The organism is Salmonella sp. SAL04213, assembly GCF_046550535.1.
Lineage (GTDB): Bacteria > Pseudomonadota > Gammaproteobacteria > Enterobacterales > Enterobacteriaceae > Salmonella > Salmonella enterica.
Window position 1 is genome coordinate 59,415 of the sequence record NZ_JBGDXS010000007.1, and the last position, 16,584, is coordinate 75,998.

At 52.5% G+C, this 16,584-nt stretch carries 12 protein-coding genes; 8 read left to right on the top strand and 4 right to left on the bottom strand.

Annotated elements, in window-relative coordinates; translation table 11 throughout:
- Window positions 1–93 precede the first annotated feature (93 nt).
- Entirely contained in the window at window positions 94–1,740 is a 1,647-nt protein-coding gene (gene fumA, locus ACLJPQ_RS17135) for a class I fumarate hydratase FumA (protein WP_080184865.1), read from the top strand.
- 88 nt (window positions 1,741–1,828) lie between these two features.
- Here fumA and melB read toward each other — a convergent pair whose 3' ends face one another.
- Window positions 1,829–3,259: a melibiose:sodium transporter MelB gene (melB, locus tag ACLJPQ_RS17140; protein ID WP_000028070.1), complete on the bottom strand. Its 1,431-nt coding sequence runs from the start codon at window positions 3,257–3,259 to the stop codon at window positions 1,829–1,831.
- 83 nt (window positions 3,260–3,342) lie between these two features.
- The gene (gene melA / locus ACLJPQ_RS17145) at window positions 3,343–4,698 is read right to left on the bottom strand and encodes an alpha-galactosidase (RefSeq protein ID WP_001527488.1); all 1,356 of its coding nucleotides are present in this window, start codon (window positions 4,696–4,698) and stop codon (window positions 3,343–3,345) included.
- A 268-nt stretch (window positions 4,699–4,966) separates the two neighbouring features.
- Between melA and melR the strand changes: the two genes are divergently transcribed.
- The 7 genes from melR (at window position 4,967) to pmrB (ending at window position 14,457) form a co-directional block, all read left to right on the top strand.
- Window positions 4,967–5,899, top strand: a complete 933-nt coding sequence (gene melR / locus ACLJPQ_RS17150; protein WP_000106992.1) for a transcriptional regulator MelR — start codon at window positions 4,967–4,969, stop codon at window positions 5,897–5,899.
- A gap of 232 nt (window positions 5,900–6,131) precedes the next feature.
- Window positions 6,132–8,399: an arginine decarboxylase gene (adiA, locus tag ACLJPQ_RS17155; protein WP_001538051.1), complete on the top strand. Its 2,268-nt coding sequence runs from the start codon at window positions 6,132–6,134 to the stop codon at window positions 8,397–8,399.
- A gap of 297 nt (window positions 8,400–8,696) precedes the next feature.
- A complete protein-coding gene (locus ACLJPQ_RS17160) occupies window positions 8,697–9,458 on the top strand; it encodes an AraC family transcriptional regulator (protein ID WP_001217083.1) in 762 nt (253 codons plus the stop codon).
- Between the two features lie 139 nt (window positions 9,459–9,597).
- Window positions 9,598–10,935, top strand: a complete 1,338-nt coding sequence (gene adiC / locus ACLJPQ_RS17165; RefSeq protein WP_000093130.1) for an arginine/agmatine antiporter — start codon at window positions 9,598–9,600, stop codon at window positions 10,933–10,935.
- Window positions 10,936–11,068: 133 nt separating this feature from the next.
- Window positions 11,069–12,712: a phosphoethanolamine transferase EptA gene (gene eptA / locus ACLJPQ_RS17170; protein ID WP_000919290.1), complete on the top strand. Its 1,644-nt coding sequence runs from the start codon at window positions 11,069–11,071 to the stop codon at window positions 12,710–12,712.
- Window positions 12,709–13,377, top strand: a complete 669-nt coding sequence (pmrA, locus tag ACLJPQ_RS17175; protein ID WP_080184864.1) for a two-component system response regulator PmrA — start codon at window positions 12,709–12,711, stop codon at window positions 13,375–13,377. The genes eptA and pmrA overlap by 4 nt, the downstream gene beginning before the upstream one ends.
- Window positions 13,378–13,386: 9 nt before the next feature.
- A complete protein-coding gene (pmrB, locus tag ACLJPQ_RS17180) occupies window positions 13,387–14,457 on the top strand; it encodes a two-component system sensor histidine kinase PmrB (RefSeq protein WP_001212189.1) in 1,071 nt (356 codons plus the stop codon).
- A 7-nt stretch (window positions 14,458–14,464) separates the two neighbouring features.
- Here the strand turns inward: pmrB and pmrR are convergent, their stop codons facing one another.
- Both pmrR and proP read right to left on the bottom strand, forming a co-directional pair.
- Window positions 14,465–14,554, bottom strand: a complete 90-nt coding sequence (pmrR, locus tag ACLJPQ_RS17185; protein ID WP_000844399.1) for an LpxT activity modulator PmrR — start codon at window positions 14,552–14,554, stop codon at window positions 14,465–14,467.
- Window positions 14,555–14,623: 69 nt separating this feature from the next.
- Window positions 14,624–16,126 (bottom strand): glycine betaine/L-proline transporter ProP, encoded by a 1,503-nt coding sequence (proP, locus tag ACLJPQ_RS17190; RefSeq protein WP_070793929.1) that lies wholly within the window; start codon window positions 16,124–16,126, stop codon window positions 14,624–14,626.
- Window positions 16,127–16,584 lie beyond the last annotated feature (458 nt).

Sequence of the window (16,584 nt, forward strand, 5' to 3'; positions counted from 1 at the left end):
GCCGCGCGCGCCGCCAAGTTATGCGCGGCGCGCGACTTAGAGCCTGGCCCATGAGGCTCTTAATACATTTTCTTACTATTAGGCTGGAAGCACATGTCGAAAAAAGAGTTTATCTATCAGGCGCCTTTCCCGATGGGAGAGGACAAAACAGAGTATTATCTGCTCACCTCCGATTATGTCAGCGTCAGTGAATTCAACGGAGAATCTATCCTCAACGTTGAGCCGCAGGCGTTAACGTTGCTGGCTCAGCAGGCCTTCCATGATGCGTCTTTTATGCTCCGTCCTGAACACCAGCAGCAAGTCGCCGCCATTCTCAATGACCCCGAAGCCAGCGAAAACGACAAATATGTGGCGTTGCAATTCCTGAGAAACTCCGAGATCGCCGCCAAAGGCGTTCTGCCAACCTGCCAGGATACCGGCACGGCGATTATCATGGGTAAAAAAGGCCAACGCGTCTGGACGGGAGGCGGCGATGAAGCCGCGCTCTCCAAAGGCGTGTTTAATACCTATATCGAAGATAACCTGCGCTACTCGCAGAACGCGCCGCTGGATATGTACAAAGAGGTCAATACCGGCAGCAACCTGCCAGCGCAAATCGATCTCTATGCCGTTGATGGCGACGAGTACAAGTTCCTTTGCGTGGCGAAAGGCGGCGGTTCAGCAAACAAAACGTATCTCTATCAGGAGACCAAAGCGCTGCTCACCCCAGGCAAGCTGAAAAACTTCCTCGTTGAGAAAATGCGCACGCTGGGCACCGCGGCCTGTCCGCCATACCATATCGCCTTTGTCATTGGCGGCACCTCGGCGGAAAGCACGCTGAAAACCGTTAAACTCGCCAGCACCCACTATTACGACGCGCTGCCGACGGAAGGTAACGAGCACGGCCAGGCATTCCGCGATCTCCACCTGGAACAGGAACTGCTGGAAGAAGCGCAAAAACTTGGCCTCGGCGCCCAGTTCGGCGGGAAATATTTCGCCCACGATATTCGCGTAATTCGCCTGCCGCGTCACGGCGCTTCCTGTCCGGTGGGGATGGGCGTCTCCTGCTCGGCCGACCGTAACATCAAAGCGAAAATCAACCGCGAAGGCATCTGGATCGAAAAACTGGAACACAATCCGGGCCAGTATATTCCGCCAGCGCTGCGTCAGGCGGGCGAAGGCGACGCGGTGAAAGTCGATCTCAACCGTCCGATGAAAGAGATCCTCGCCCAGCTATCGCAGTACCCGGTCTCGACTCGCCTGTCGCTGACGGGCACCATTATCGTAGGTCGCGATATCGCCCACGCGAAGCTAAAAGAGCGTATTGAATCCGGCGAAGACCTGCCGCAGTATATTAAAGACCATCCCATCTATTACGCAGGTCCGGCAAAAACCCCGGCAGGTTATCCATCTGGTTCATTAGGCCCCACCACCGCAGGCCGAATGGACTCTTATGTCGATCTACTGCAATCCCACGGCGGCAGTATGATCATGCTGGCGAAAGGCAACCGTAGTCAGCAGGTCACGGATGCCTGTAAAAAACACGGCGGCTTTTATTTGGGCAGTATCGGCGGCCCGGCGGCGGTACTGGCACAGCAGAGCATTAAGCATCTGGAGTGCGTCGAGTATCCGGAGCTCGGCATGGAAGCTATCTGGAAAATTGAAGTAGAAGATTTCCCGGCCTTTATCCTGGTGGATGACAAAGGCAACGATTTCTTCCAGCAGATTGTCAGCAAACAGTGCGCTAACTGCGCGAAATAACCTGGCAGGCCCGGCGTTCTCCCGGGCCGCGTTATCGGTTAATTGCCGGATGGCGCTACGCTTATCCGGCCTGCACGAGAGACCATGCTCACGCTTTTACATCGCTGGTCGCTACCACAGAAATCGCCGGGCTATCCGGCTGCTCGACGAATGGCGGCGTTTTCCGGTATTTATCCAGCAGGTGGATCTGAATCTTGCGCAGCATATCGCCGTTCAAACGGTAGTAGCGGAAGTAGAGAACCAACGTCATCATGAAAAACAGTACCGGCAGGACAATCATAATAAACTGCATCCCCTGCAGGGTTTGCGCAGACTGCGCCACGTTCGGCGTGTAGCCAATCAGCCCCAGCACCAGAGCGATAAAGAACGCCGCAAACGCCGAGCCGCCCTTCACGACCATCGTCTGTACGGAATAAGCGATACTCTCGCAGCGAATATTGAGCTTAAATTCCCCATAATCGACCGTATCCGCCACCATGATCACCTGAAGCACCCAAAAGAGCGCGGTCCCGATATTCAGGAAAATACCCGCCGCCACGATTAAAGCGGCATTATGGACATCCGCCAACGCCATCGCGAAGAGCCCTGCGCAACTCAGAACGGGCATCACGGAGGCGCCCGCCCACAATATCCGCCGCGATAACATTTTCACCAGCCGGGGGAAGACAATCAGCGTCAGCAGATTCGCCGCGCCGGCGTAAGAAAGGTAATAGGGAAAAAGATCGGCATCGCCAATCACATAGGTGAAGTAGTAGATCGCAAAGCCATTGATAATATTGGAGGCAATGTTATACGCCAGCGCCATTCCCAACAGGCAAGAGAGCTGATCGTTTTTGTATATCAATCCAACGATCGTTTTTAACGTCAGATGTGGGCGGCCCGCCGTTACTCCGTTGTCGGAGGAGTACACCTCATGTACGTTGCGTAATGTCACGATAGTCGAGGCGATAAAAAACGCAATCAGTACCAGCGTAAACATCTGAAAGCCGAACCCACGATCCGCTCCGCCAACGTAGTTCACAAACGGCAGCGTTATACCGGCAGTGACGAAGCCAGCCAGACTGGCGAAGAAACGCGGGAACGGCACCAGTTGTTCGCGTTCTCGCTTATCAAGCGTAATGGTCGGCACCAGCGACCAAAATGGGATATCCATAATGGTATACGTCATGCCCCACAGGATGTAGGTTACGCAGACAAATACAACCTGCGCGGTTCCCTCAAAAAGATGGGCGCTGAACAGCAGGAAAAGCACCAGCGAATTGGTTAAGGTGCCGATCAATATCCACGGCTTAAATTTCCCCCACCGCGAACGCGTGGCGTTGACAATCCAGCCCATGATGGGATCGTTTATCGCATCCCAGATTCGCGCGACCAGAAAGAGGGTGCCGACGAGGCCGACCGAGAGTCCCACCACATCGGTGTAGTAATACATCAGGTACATATACACAATGCCGATGGCGAAATCCTTACCAAACGCACCAAACCCGTAACTCAGCTTTGTTGTCAGAGAGATGCTCATAGGGTACCGGGTCGCTGTTACCAGCGCCCGCCTTCTGTTAGTAGAGGTTAAACGCCGGATCTGCCGTCCAGCGCGGCTGGAGATTAACGGCGTAACCAGGCCGGAAGCCAGTCGCCATGCGCGGCGATCAGATCGTCAACCAACGCATAGATTTCTTCGATACCCAGCACCGCTGCGGTATGAGGGTCCATCATCGCCGCGTGATACACGCGATCGCGGTTTTCCGTGAGGATGGCTTCGGTCAACAGCGTTTGCACGTTGATGTTGGTCTGCATCATCGCCGCCAGATGGGAAGGGATCGTCCCCACCTTCGTCGGTTGAATGCCGTTGGCATCCACCAGACAAGCCACTTCCACGCAGCTTCCCTGCGGCAGGTTATCAATCAGCCCCTCATTACGCACATTGCCGTAAATCACGCTCGGCTCGCCGGTCCACAGAGCGTTCATAATGGTGCTGGCGTACTCGCGGGACGGTTTGATGTCGATACGCTCGGCGGTTTTATACTCCTCCAGTTCTTTATGCCAGTTCGCCAGTTGTTCTACGCAGCGTTTCGGATATTCATCCAGCGGCACCTTGTAGCGCGCAATCAGATCTTCGCGTCCCGGTTTAATAAACCACGGCGTGTACTCGGCAAAATGCTCTGATGACTCGGTGACGAAGTAGCCCAACTTTTTGAACATCTCGTAGCGCACAATGTTCTGGCAGCGTTCATTGCCGTGAATATTGGGCTTCGGCGCCTGTCCGGCGTCATAGGCCGCCAGCAATTCAGGATAGAGATCGACATAAGTCCCGTCAGCCGTTTTGCGCTCCAGTTCGAGGTAAAACGCCATGTGGTTAATGCCGGCGCAGCGGTAGCGCAGCGAGGCGGGATCGATATTCAGGTCGCGCGCCAGTTCTTCCGCCGTTCCCTGTACCGAATGGCACAGGCCGACCTGTTTGATATGAGGATAGCGGGCATACATCGCCCAGGTATTCATCGCCATCGGGTTGACGTAATTGAGCATGGTGGCCTTCGGACAGACTTCCGTCATGTCTTCGCAAATCCGCCACAGATGCGGGATAGTCCGCAGCGCGCGCATAATGCCGCCCGGCCCCAGCGTATCGGCAATCGTCTGTTCCAGGCCATGACGCTTACAAACCTCAAAATCGGTCACGGTGCAGGGTTCATAGCCGCCAATCTGAAAGGCGACCACCACGAAATCCGCATCCTGTAGCGCCGCTTTCTGGTTGGTATGGCAGGTAATCCGGCCAGAAGCGCCCGCTGAGTCCATCAGTTTCCGTACCACAATGTGCGACTCTTCCAGCCGGGTTTCGTCAATATCCATCAGGGCGACATGCGCTGATTTTAGCGCCTCGCGGTGAAACACATCGCCGAGGATATTTTTGACGAAAATCGTAGAACCTGCGCCGATAAAGGTAATTTTGGGTGCCGTCATCATGACTCTCCAGAACAGTAGTGAACACCTTCATGGTGGCACGCGTTCCCGGTGAAAACCTCCGTCTTCCCCGATGAGCATTCCCGAAAACTCAGATCGTATGCTGACGCGCGGGAGATCTGAGTTTTTGGGACAAAATGGCGTAAAAAGCAGAGTATTCGGCCTGATAGTCAGGCTACGCTCTACAATATCGACGGATTCTGTGTCCGGATTCCCGGTTTCCTCCCGGCTAAAGGGGCATAATTCTGATAATTCAGGAAATGGAGTGACGATGAGTACGCAAGCAATATCCCTCCTCCCGCCCGACCCGCACATGTGCAACGGCGATGAAAAGCAAACCCGTAGCCCGCTGTCGCTCTATTCCGAATATCAACGACTGGACGTTGAACTGAGGCCGCCGCACAGAATGGCCAGCAGTCACTGGCATGGGCAAGTAGAAGTGAATGTTCCGTTTGACGGCGATGTGGAGTATTTAATCAACAATGAAGTCGTGCAGATAAAGCAGGGACACATCACCCTGTTTTGGGCCTGTACGCCACACCAGCTTACCCGCCCCGGCAACTGCCGCCAGATGGCGATTTTCAGTTTGCCGATGCACCTGTTTCTCTCCTGGCCGCTGGATCGCGATCTTATCAACCACGTCACGCACGGGATGGTGGTTAAATCACTGGCGACCCAGCAGCTTAGCACCTTTGAAGTGTTGCGCTGGCAGCAGGAAACAAGCAGCCCGAATGAGCAAATTCGCCAGTTGGCGATCGATGAAATCGGCCTGATGCTTAAACGCTTTAGCCTTTCCGGCTGGCAGCCCATTTTGCTCAATAAAACATCACGCACCCACAAGAATAGCGTCTCACGCCATGCGCAGTTTTACGTAAGCCAGATGCTGGGATTTATTGCCGATAACTACGATCAGGCGCTCACCATTAACGACGTCGCGGAGCATGTCAAACTCAATGCTAATTACGCGATGGGAATATTCCAGCGGGTTATGCAATTGACGATGAAGCAGTACATCACGGCGATGCGCATCAATCACGTACGTGCCTTATTGAGCGATACTGACAAAACGATCCTCGATGTCGCTCTGACTGCCGGGTTCCGATCCAGCAGCCGTTTTTACAGTACTTTTAGCAAATTTGTCGGTATGTCGCCGCAACAATACCGCAAGCTAAGTCAGCAACGACGCCAGACGATGCCCGGCTAAAGCCGGATACCACTATCAGCCAAAAAAATAATTCACCTGTCGATAAACGGCAGGTGAAATCGCTCGATATCAATAATTAACCCATTGTTTATTAAACAATAATATCAATAACTGACCATTATTCCATCACTTTACACCCCCTATTTGACGGGGTAATACTTGCCCACGTCACATTCATACGGCGGGTCGGCAAGGCGTAAATTGCACGGCCTCCACAACCGGGTAAAAGATGATGAAAGTATTAATTGTTGAAAGTGAGTTTCTGCATCAGGACACCTGGGTTGGCAACGCGGTTGAGCGTCTGGCGGATGCCTTGAGCCAACAAAATGTTACCGTCATTAAATCGACATCCTTCGATGACGGCTATGCCATCTTGTCCGCGAACGAAGCCATTGACTGTCTGATGTTTAGCTACCAAATGGAACAACCGGATGAGCACCTGAGCGTCAGGCAATTGATCGGTAAGCTTCACGAGCGTCAGCAAAACGTGCCCGTTTTCCTGTTAGGCGACAGGGAAAAAGCGACGGCATCGCTGGACCGCGACCTGCTGGAGCTTGTCGATGAATTCGCCTGGATTCTGGAAGACACCGCTGACTTTATCGCCGGACGCGCCGTTGCCGCCATGACCCGGTATCGCCAGCAACTGTTACCGCCGCTGTTTAACGCGTTGATGAAATACAGCGACATTCATGAATATTCATGGGCAGCGCCGGGACACCAGGGCGGCGTCGGTTTCACTAAAACGCCTGCCGGTCGCTTTTATCACGATTATTATGGCGAAAACCTGTTCCGCAGCGATATGGGGATTGAGCGTACCACGCTCGGTTCACTCCTCGACCATACCGGCGCGTTTGGCGAAAGCGAGAAAAACGCCGCCCGCGTGTTCGGTGCTGACCGCTCCTGGTCCGTGGTTGTCGGGACCTCAGGTTCTAACCGTACTATTATGCAGGCCTGTATGACGGATAATGATGTCGTTGTACTGGATCGTAACTGCCATAAATCCATCGAGCAGGGGCTGATCCTCACTGGGGCCAAACCGGTATATATGGTGCCAAGCCGTAACCGTTACGGCATTATCGGGCCAATCTACCCGCAGGAAATGCAGCCTGAAACCTTGCAGAAAAAAATCAGCGCCAGCCCGCTGACCAAAACTAAAGCCGGACAGAAACCGTCTTACAGCGTAGTGACCAACTGTACCTATGACGGCGTATGCTATAACGCCAAAGAGGCGCAAGATCTGCTGGCAAAAACCAGCGATCGCATTCACTTCGACGAAGCATGGTACGGCTATGCGCGCTTCAACCCGATTTATTGCGATCACTACGCGATGCGCGGCGAGCCAGGCGACCATAACGGTCCGACCGTGTTTGCCACCCACTCCACGCACAAACTCCTGAATGCGCTTTCACAAGCTTCCTACATTCACGTCCGTGAAGGCCGTGGCGCGGTGAATTTCTCCCGCTTCAACCAGGCATATATGATGCATGCCACCACCTCTCCGTTATATGCCATCTGCGCATCCAACGATGTGGCGGTATCGATGATGGACGGTAACAGTGGCCTGTCCCTGACTCAAGAGGTGATTGACGAAGCGGTTGATTTCCGTCAGGCGATGGCGCGTCTTTATAAAGAGTTTACCGATGAAGGCGACTGGTTCTTTAAACCGTGGAATAAAGACGTCGTCACCGATCCACAAACCGGTAAAACATATGACTTCGCTGACGCGCCGGCAAAACTGCTGGCCACCGACCAGAACTGCTGGGTCATGCGCCCCGGGGAAACCTGGCACGGCTTTAAAGACCTGCCGGATAACTGGAGTATGCTGGACCCGATTAAAGTCAGTATCCTAGCGCCGGGTATGGGCGACGATGGCGAACTGGAAGCATCCGGCGTACCTGCTGCGCTGGTCACAGCATGGCTTGGCCGCCACGGTATCGTGCCGACCCGCACCACCGACTTTCAGATTATGTTCCTGTTCTCTATGGGGGTAACTCGCGGGAAATGGGGAACGCTGATCAACACGCTGTGCTCCTTCAAACATCATTACGACGCGAATACGCCGCTGGCGCAGGTGATGCCGGAACTGGTGCAGGATTATCCTGACACTTACGCGAACATGGGTATTCATGACCTGGGCGATAAAATGTTTGCCTGGCTACGTGAAAATAACCCGGGCGCCCGTCTCAACGCCGCCTATTCCACCCTGCCGGTTGCGGAGATTACCCCGCGCGACGCCTACAACGCGATCGTGAACGACAATATTGAAATGGTGGCGATTGAAAATCTACCGGGTCGCATTGCGGCGAACTCCGTTATTCCTTACCCGCCAGGCATCCCGATGTTGCTCTCCGGTGAAAACTTTGGCGATGAAAACAGTCCGCAGGTGGGTTACTTACGCTCACTGCAATCCTGGGATCATCACTTCCCTGGCTTTGAGCATGAAACCGAAGGCACGGAAATTATTGATGGCGTATATCACGTTATGTGCGTGAAAGCCTAATCACAAAGAGTCTTTTTTTTGAGGATGGCATGTATTCCCTGAGTATTGCTGCAAAACAATAATACTGTCATACCTTTTTGCGCGGGCCCCATCCCGCGCTTTTTTTATACAAAAATGACAAGTTGCCACTCGCGTACAACTTTTTGTACACCCTAATTCATCGTACAAATATTGTAATATTATTCAGGAAAGTTATTTTAGTGCAGTTTCAATTCATCACACAATTGACTCAGTCCCCGTTATCTCTCCCGTTTGGCGAGATCCGGTCTTTTATGTTCATATTCCAGGAGTTCGGGTATGAGGATTTGCAGCAACGAGCCTTGCATAGTGTTATTAACCGAAAAAGATACATGGTTACGAGTAAATGGTAAGGAGCCAATCAGTTTAAAAGCGAATTATATGGCCATTCTGGCTTGTGAAAATAACGTTATTGACATTTCATCATTAAATAGCGTGCTAGTAATACAAGTGAGTCGCAATAATATTAAAGACTATTTACAATTCCTGAATAAAGATCTCTCACACCTTCCCGTCTGGCAACGCAACGCCGATCCCTTATTGACCGCCAACTGTCTGACGCCGGATATCTTCAGGGTCGCCGCCCGCTACAGCGCGATGGAAACACCAGATGAAATTGTTAGTGAACGTACCCGTGCGCTCCTTTTCACCGTTTTATCCCGCTTTCTTGACCACAAAAAATTTATTTCTTTGTTAATGCACATGCTGCGCAGCCGCATCAGTGACAGCGTTTACCACATCATTCAGAGCGATATTCATAAAGACTGGAATCTGAGCGCCGTTGCCAGTTGCCTGTGCCTGAGTCCAAGCTTGTTAAAGAAAAAGCTCAAAAACGAGAATACCAGTTATAGCCAAATAATCACGACCTGCCGAATGCGTTATGCCGTAAACCAATTATTAATGGACGGAAAGAATATCTCTCAAGTCTCACAGCTGTGTGGGTATAACAGCACATCGTACTTTATTTCCGTGTTTAAAGAGTTTTATGGTATGACCCCCCTGCATTATGTTAGCCAACATCGGGAACGATCGGCTGCCTAATTTTTCTACACTCAACGATAAGACACGATAATAACAGCATTGGCGATAACCCGTCTCCGACATAATTCAGCGGCATTCTGAGGGGGTATGATACGACGTAATTTATCGTAACGAAGTCACCTTTTCAGGAGTCCAAATTATGTCTTCGGATGCTGATGCTCACAAAGTGGGCCTAATCCCCGTCACCTTAATGGTATCGGGGAATATTATGGGTTCAGGGGTATTCTTACTCCCTGCCAACCTGGCGGCCACTGGCGGGATTGCAATCTACGGATGGCTGGTCACTATCATCGGCGCCCTGGCGCTGTCGATGGTTTATGCCAAAATGTCGTCCTTAGATCCCAGTCCCGGCGGTTCTTATGCCTACGCACGCCGCTGCTTCGGGCCGTTTTTGGGCTATCAAACTAACGTGCTGTACTGGCTGGCATGCTGGATCGGTAATATCGCGATGGTCGTTATCGGCGTCGGCTATCTGAGCTATTTCTTCCCGATTCTGAAAGATCCGCTGGTATTAACGCTTACCTGCGTCGCGGTGCTGTGGATTTTTGTTCTGCTGAACATCGTCGGGCCGAAAATGATTACCCGCGTACAGGCCGTCGCCACCGTACTGGCGCTGGTGCCTATCGTAGGGATTGCGGTCTTCGGCTGGTTCTGGTTTAAAGGCGAAACCTATATGGCGGCCTGGAACGTGAGCGGCATGAATACTTTCGGGGCGATTCAAAGCACGTTGAACGTTACGCTGTGGTCATTCATCGGGGTAGAAAGCGCCTCCGTTGCGGCCGGGGTGGTCAAAAACCCGAAACGCAACGTGCCTATCGCCACCATCGGCGGGGTACTGATCGCCGCCGTCTGCTATGTGCTCTCCACAACGGCGATTATGGGGATGATCCCCAACGCGGCGCTGCGTGTGTCGGCATCGCCTTTCGGTGACGCGGCGCGTATGGCGCTGGGCGATACCGCAGGGGCTATTGTTTCCTTCTGTGCGGCAGCGGGTTGCCTGGGCTCTCTCGGCGGCTGGACGCTGCTTGCCGGTCAAACCGCAAAAGCGGCGGCGGACGATGGTCTCTTCCCGCCGATCTTCGCGCGGGTTAATAAAGCCGGTACGCCAGTGGCTGGGTTGCTTATCGTCGGCGTGCTGATGACTATCTTCCAGTTCAGCAGTATGTCGCCGAACGCTGCGAAAGAGTTTGGTCTGGTCTCCTCCGTGTCGGTTATCTTCACCCTGGTGCCTTATCTTTACACCTGTGCCGCGCTGTTGCTGTTGGGCCACGGCCACTTTGGTAAAGCGCGCCCGCTGTATCTGCTGATTACCTTCGTCGCGTTTGTGTATTGCATCTGGGCGGTCATCGGTTCCGGCGCCAAAGAAGTGATGTGGTCGTTCGTCACGTTGATGGTGATCACCGCGCTGTATGCGTTGAACTACAACCGCATTCACAAAAACCCGTATCCGCTGGATGCGCCGGTTAAACAGGATTGACCACGTGTAGTTAATGTTATCGCAACAGGCCGGATAGCGCAGGTTATCCGGCCACCACCAACATTAAGTTCTTAAGGTTCACTTAATTTTACTTTGTCACGATTAGCGTCACCGAATCGATGGACGCATCAACATGTTAAAGCGCTTTCTTAAAAGACCTGTTCTTGGGCAAATCGCCTGGCTTCTGCTTTTTTCCTTTTATATTGCCGTCTGCCTGAACATTGCGTTCTACAAGCAGGTACTACAAGACCTACCGTTAAACTCGCTGCGCAATGTACTGGTGTTTATTTCCATGCCGGTCGTCGCGTTTAGCGTGGTCAATAGTGTGCTGACGCTGGCCTCATTTATTTGGCTAAACCGACTGCTGGCCTGCGTTTTTATTCTGGTCGGCGCTGCCGCGCAGTATTTTATTTTGACTTACGGCATCATCATCGATCGTTCCATGATCGCCAATATGATGGATACCACGCCCGCGGAAACCTTTGCGCTGATGACGCCGCAAATGGTGCTGACGCTGGGATTAAGCGGCGTTCTGGCAGCCGTGATTGCCTTCTGGGTCAAAATCCGCCCGGCGACGCCGCGCTTACGTAGCGGGCTTTACCGCCTGGCCAGCGTCCTGATCTCTATTTTATTAGTTATTCTGGTCGCCGCCTTTTTCTATAAAGATTACGCCTCGCTATTTCGAAATAATAAACAGTTGATCAAAGCGTTAAGCCCATCGAACAGTATTGTCGCCAGTTGGTCATGGTATTCGCATCAACGGCTGGCGAATTTGCCGCTGGTACGCATTGGCGAGGATGCCCATCGCAATCCATTAATGCTGAAAGGCGATCGCAAAAACCTGACGATTCTCATCGTTGGCGAAACCTCGCGCGGCGATGATTTCTCTCTTGGCGGCTATCCGCGCGACACCAATCCGCGGCTGGCGAAAGACGATGTGATCTACTTCCCGCATACCACCTCTTGCGGTACGGCGACCGCGATCTCCGTTCCCTGCATGTTTTCTGATATGCCGCGCAAACATTATGATGAAGAGCTGGCCCATCACCAGGAAGGGCTGCTGGATATTATCCAGCGCGCGGGGATTAACGTACTGTGGAATGATAATGACGGCGGCTGTAAAGGCGCATGCGATCGCGTTCCGCATCAAAATGTCACCGAGCTAAACCTGCCCGGACAATGTATCGACGGCGAGTGCTACGATGAAGTGTTATTTCACGGTCTGGAAGACTATATCGACCATTTGAAAGGCGATGGCGTTATTGTATTACATACCATCGGCAGCCACGGCCCAACCTATTACAACCGTTATCCACCGCAGTTTAAAAAATTTACCCCAACCTGTGACACTAACGAAATTCAGAACTGTTCCCAACAGCAGTTGATCAACACCTATGATAATACCGTGCTGTACGTGGACTATATTGTAGATAAAGCCATTAACCTGCTGAAATCTCATCAGGATAAATTCACCACCAGCCTGGTCTATCTTTCCGATCACGGCGAATCATTGGGTGAAAATGGCGTTTATTTACACGGTTTGCCGTATTCCATTGCGCCGGATACGCAAAAACATGTCCCGATGCTCATTTGGCTTTCTAAAGATTATCAACAGCGTTATCAGGTGGATCAGGCCTGCCTGCAAAAACGGGCGAGCACGCTAGATTATTCACAGGACAATCTTTTCTCAACCATGCTGGGATTAACCGGCGTACAAACGACGTATTACCAGGCCGCAGATGATATTCTGCAACCGTGCAGGAGACTAAGCGAATGAAGATACTGATTGTTGAAGACGACACGCTATTATTACAGGGGTTAATACTCGCCGCGCAAACCGAAGGCTATGCGTGTGATGGCGTTTCGACAGCGCGTGCCGCCGAGCATAGTCTGGAGTCTGGTCATTACAGTCTGATGGTGCTGGATTTAGGGCTGCCCGATGAGGATGGCCTGCATTTCCTGACGCGAATCCGACAGAAAAAATATACCCTGCCGGTACTCATTCTGACCGCCCGCGATACGCTCAATGACCGCATTACCGGGCTGGATGTCGGCGCAGATGATTATCTGGTTAAACCCTTCGCCCTGGAGGAGTTGCACGCCCGCATCCGCGCGCTGCTGCGCCGCCATAATAATCAGGGTGAAAGTGAACTGACGGTTGGCAATCTGACGCTCAATATAGGCCGCCATCAGGCATGGAGGGATGGACAGGAACTGACCCTGACGCCTAAGGAGTACGCGTTGCTCTCACGGTTGATGCTCAAGGCAGGCAGTCCGGTGCACCGGGAAATTCTTTATAACGATATCTACAACTGGGATAACGAACCCTCGACCAACACTCTGGAAGTGCATATACATAATTTGCGCGACAAAGTCGGCAAGTTGCGCATTCGCACGGTTCGCGGGTTTGGCTACATGCTGGTTGCCACTGAGGAAAGCTAAGTGAGCCTGATGCGTTTTCAGCGAAGAGCGATGACCCTTCGCCAGCGTTTAATGCTGACAATTGGTCTTATTCTGCTGGTGTTCCAGTTAATCAGTACCTTCTGGTTATGGCATGAAAGTACTGAGCAAATCCAATTGTTCGAGCAGGCGCTGCGGGATAATCGCAACAACGATCGCCATATCATGCACGAAATTCGCGAGGCGGTCGCCAGCCTGATCGTCCCCGGCGTATTTATGGTTAGCCTGACGCTGCTAATTTGTTACCAGGCGGTACGGCGTATTACCCGTCCGCTCGCCGAACTGCAAAAAGAGCTGGAAGCGCGGACGGCGGATAATCTGGCGCCGATCGCCATTCACAGCTCCACGCTTGAGATTGAGTCCGTCGTCTCGGCGATCAATCAACTGGTTACGCGTTTGACCACCACGCTCGACAATGAACGCCTTTTTACCGCCGATGTGGCCCATGAGCTACGCACGCCGCTGTCGGGGGTGCGTTTGCATCTGGAATTATTGTCAAAAACCCACAATGTTGATGTCGCGCCGCTTATCGCCCGTCTTGACCAGATGATGGATAGCGTCTCCCAGCTTCTGCAACTGGCGCGCGTGGGCCAGTCATTCTCTTCCGGGAATTATCAGGAAGTAAAACTGCTGGAAGATGTGATCCTCCCCTCCTACGATGAGCTGAACACCATGCTGGAAACGCGCCAGCAAACTCTGTTGCTGCCGGAAAGCGCGGCGGACGTGGTGGTGCGCGGTGACGCGACGTTACTGCGTATGCTGCTGCGAAATCTGGTGGAAAACGCGCATCGCTATAGCCCTGAAGGAACCCATATCACTATCCACATTAGCGCCGACCCCGACGCTATTATGGCGGTCGAAGACGAGGGGCCGGGTATTGATGAAAGCAAATGCGGGAAGCTAAGCGAAGCGTTCGTGCGGATGGACAGCCGTTATGGCGGAATTGGCCTGGGGCTGAGTATCGTCAGCCGCATCACCCAGCTACATCAGGGACAGTTTTTCCTGCAAAACCGTACGGAAAGAACAGGCACCCGTGCCTGGGTGCTGTTGAAAAAGGCATAACAGGCGTTTAATACGTCGTGACCCACACATAGATAAAACTGCTGACAATCAGCACACTACACAGGGTCGTCAAACTTTTATAAATATAGCTTTTCATGACGCTCTCCTCCAAAGGTATGGAGGAGAGTATGCCCGCGAGAGATTAAGCGAACCTTAAGCGCGAAATTTATTCATCGATACGCGGATGTTGCTGTACCAGACGCGAACGTTTGATCTGCAGCTCCGCAATTTCCTGATCGATGTCGTCGATTTTCTGCTCAATATTATCGTAATGCTCGCCCAGAATTTCCTTCGCTTCCTGGATGTCCGACGCCGCTGGCGTTGCGCCTTTTAGCGGACGATTGGCCGTCTCTTTCATGGAAATACCGGTAACCAAGCCTATCACCGCGATGACCATCAAATAATACGCTGGCATCATCAGATCCTGCGAGCTTTCCACCAGCCAGGCCGCCAGCGTTGGCGTCAGACCGGCAATCAATACAGAGATATTAAAAGCCGCCGCCAACGCGCTGTAACGAATATGCGTCGGAAACATCGCCGGCAATGTCGAGGCCATCACCCCGGTAAAGCAGTTCAGAATCACCGCCAGCATCAACAAACCGGCAAAAATCAGGCCAATAACGTTACTGTTAATCAGGATGAAGGCCGGGATCGCCAGCGCAAACAGCGCAATGCTGCCCATAATCACAAATGGACGTCGACCGAAACGGTCGCTCAGCAGCCCCATCACCGGCTGCACAAACAGCATCCCGATCATAATGGCGATGATAATCAACACGCCGTGATCTTCAGAATAGTGCAGGTTATGCGACAGGTAGCTCGGCATGTAGGTGAGTAGCATGTAGTAGGTCACGTTGGTGGCAATCACCAGACCGATACATGACAACAGGCTACGCCAGTGTTTGGTGGCAATCTCTTTAAAGGAGACTTTCGGCCCATCCTGCAACCCTTCGCGGTCGCCCTGCTCCAGTTTATCCACGTGCTGCTGAAACGCTGGCGTCTCTTCCAGCGCATGGCGTAAGTAGAGACCAATAATTCCCAATGGCAGGGCGATAAAGAACGGAATACGCCAGCCCCACTCCAGGAAATTCTCCTCGCCGACAATCGTTGAGATTAAGACCACCACGCCCGCGCCCAACACGAACCCGGCGATGGAACCAAAATCCAGCCAGCTTCCCATAAATCCACGTTTACGATCCGGGGAATATTCCGCGACAAAGATCGACGCGCCGGTATATTCCCCGCCAACCGAGAAGCCCTGCGCCATTTTACACAGCAACAACAGTATTGGCGCCCAGATACCGATCGTCGCGTAAGAGGGGATTAACCCGATACAGAAGGTACTGATCGACATAATCACAATCGTGATCGCCAGGATCTTCTGGCGCCCGTATTTATCGCCGAGCATACCAAAGAATAACCCGCCGAGCGGACGAATCAGGAAGGGAACGGAAAACGTGGCCAGCGCGGCAATCATCTGGACGCTGGGATCGGCGCCGGGGAAAAAGACTTTACCCAACGCGTAGGCAACAAATCCATAAACACCAAAATCAAACCACTCCATCGCGTTGCCCAGCGAGGCGGCGGTAATCGCTTTGCGAAGTTTACCGTCATCAATGATGGTCACATCGCCCAGTGTAATCGGTTTTATTTTTTTCCTTTTCAGCATAGCTGTCCTCATAGGCTAAGCCCTGTAGCGCTATATACGGCGGGCACTGGCATACCGCGCCAGCGTCGCCGTCGAGCGGAGGGAGGGGCGCGAACGCTATCCCTCATACAAGCGTAGCAGGTTTACTTACACTGTCCGGTTACGGACTGTACAACCGAACCTGTTGACGCCTGAATGGGCAGTTAATGACCTTTTTACCCTAACAGGGTTTAAATATGTGATCAACTTCACACATATATGTCAATTCGGTCAAAAGGTGTAAACAAGGACGCCCTAATGCGCTGTGGTGACAGTAAAAAGCGGTTATTCGAGTGTAAACCATTGCTGACTGGCGTGGCGCAGACCCTTTTATAAAAGCGGCAATAGTCCCGACAACGCTAAGGATTTTGTGTATAATTGCGGCCTTTTTCGGCGATCTGCCATTTTTGGGCGCGTTTGCCCCCGCTGACTTTTTGAGG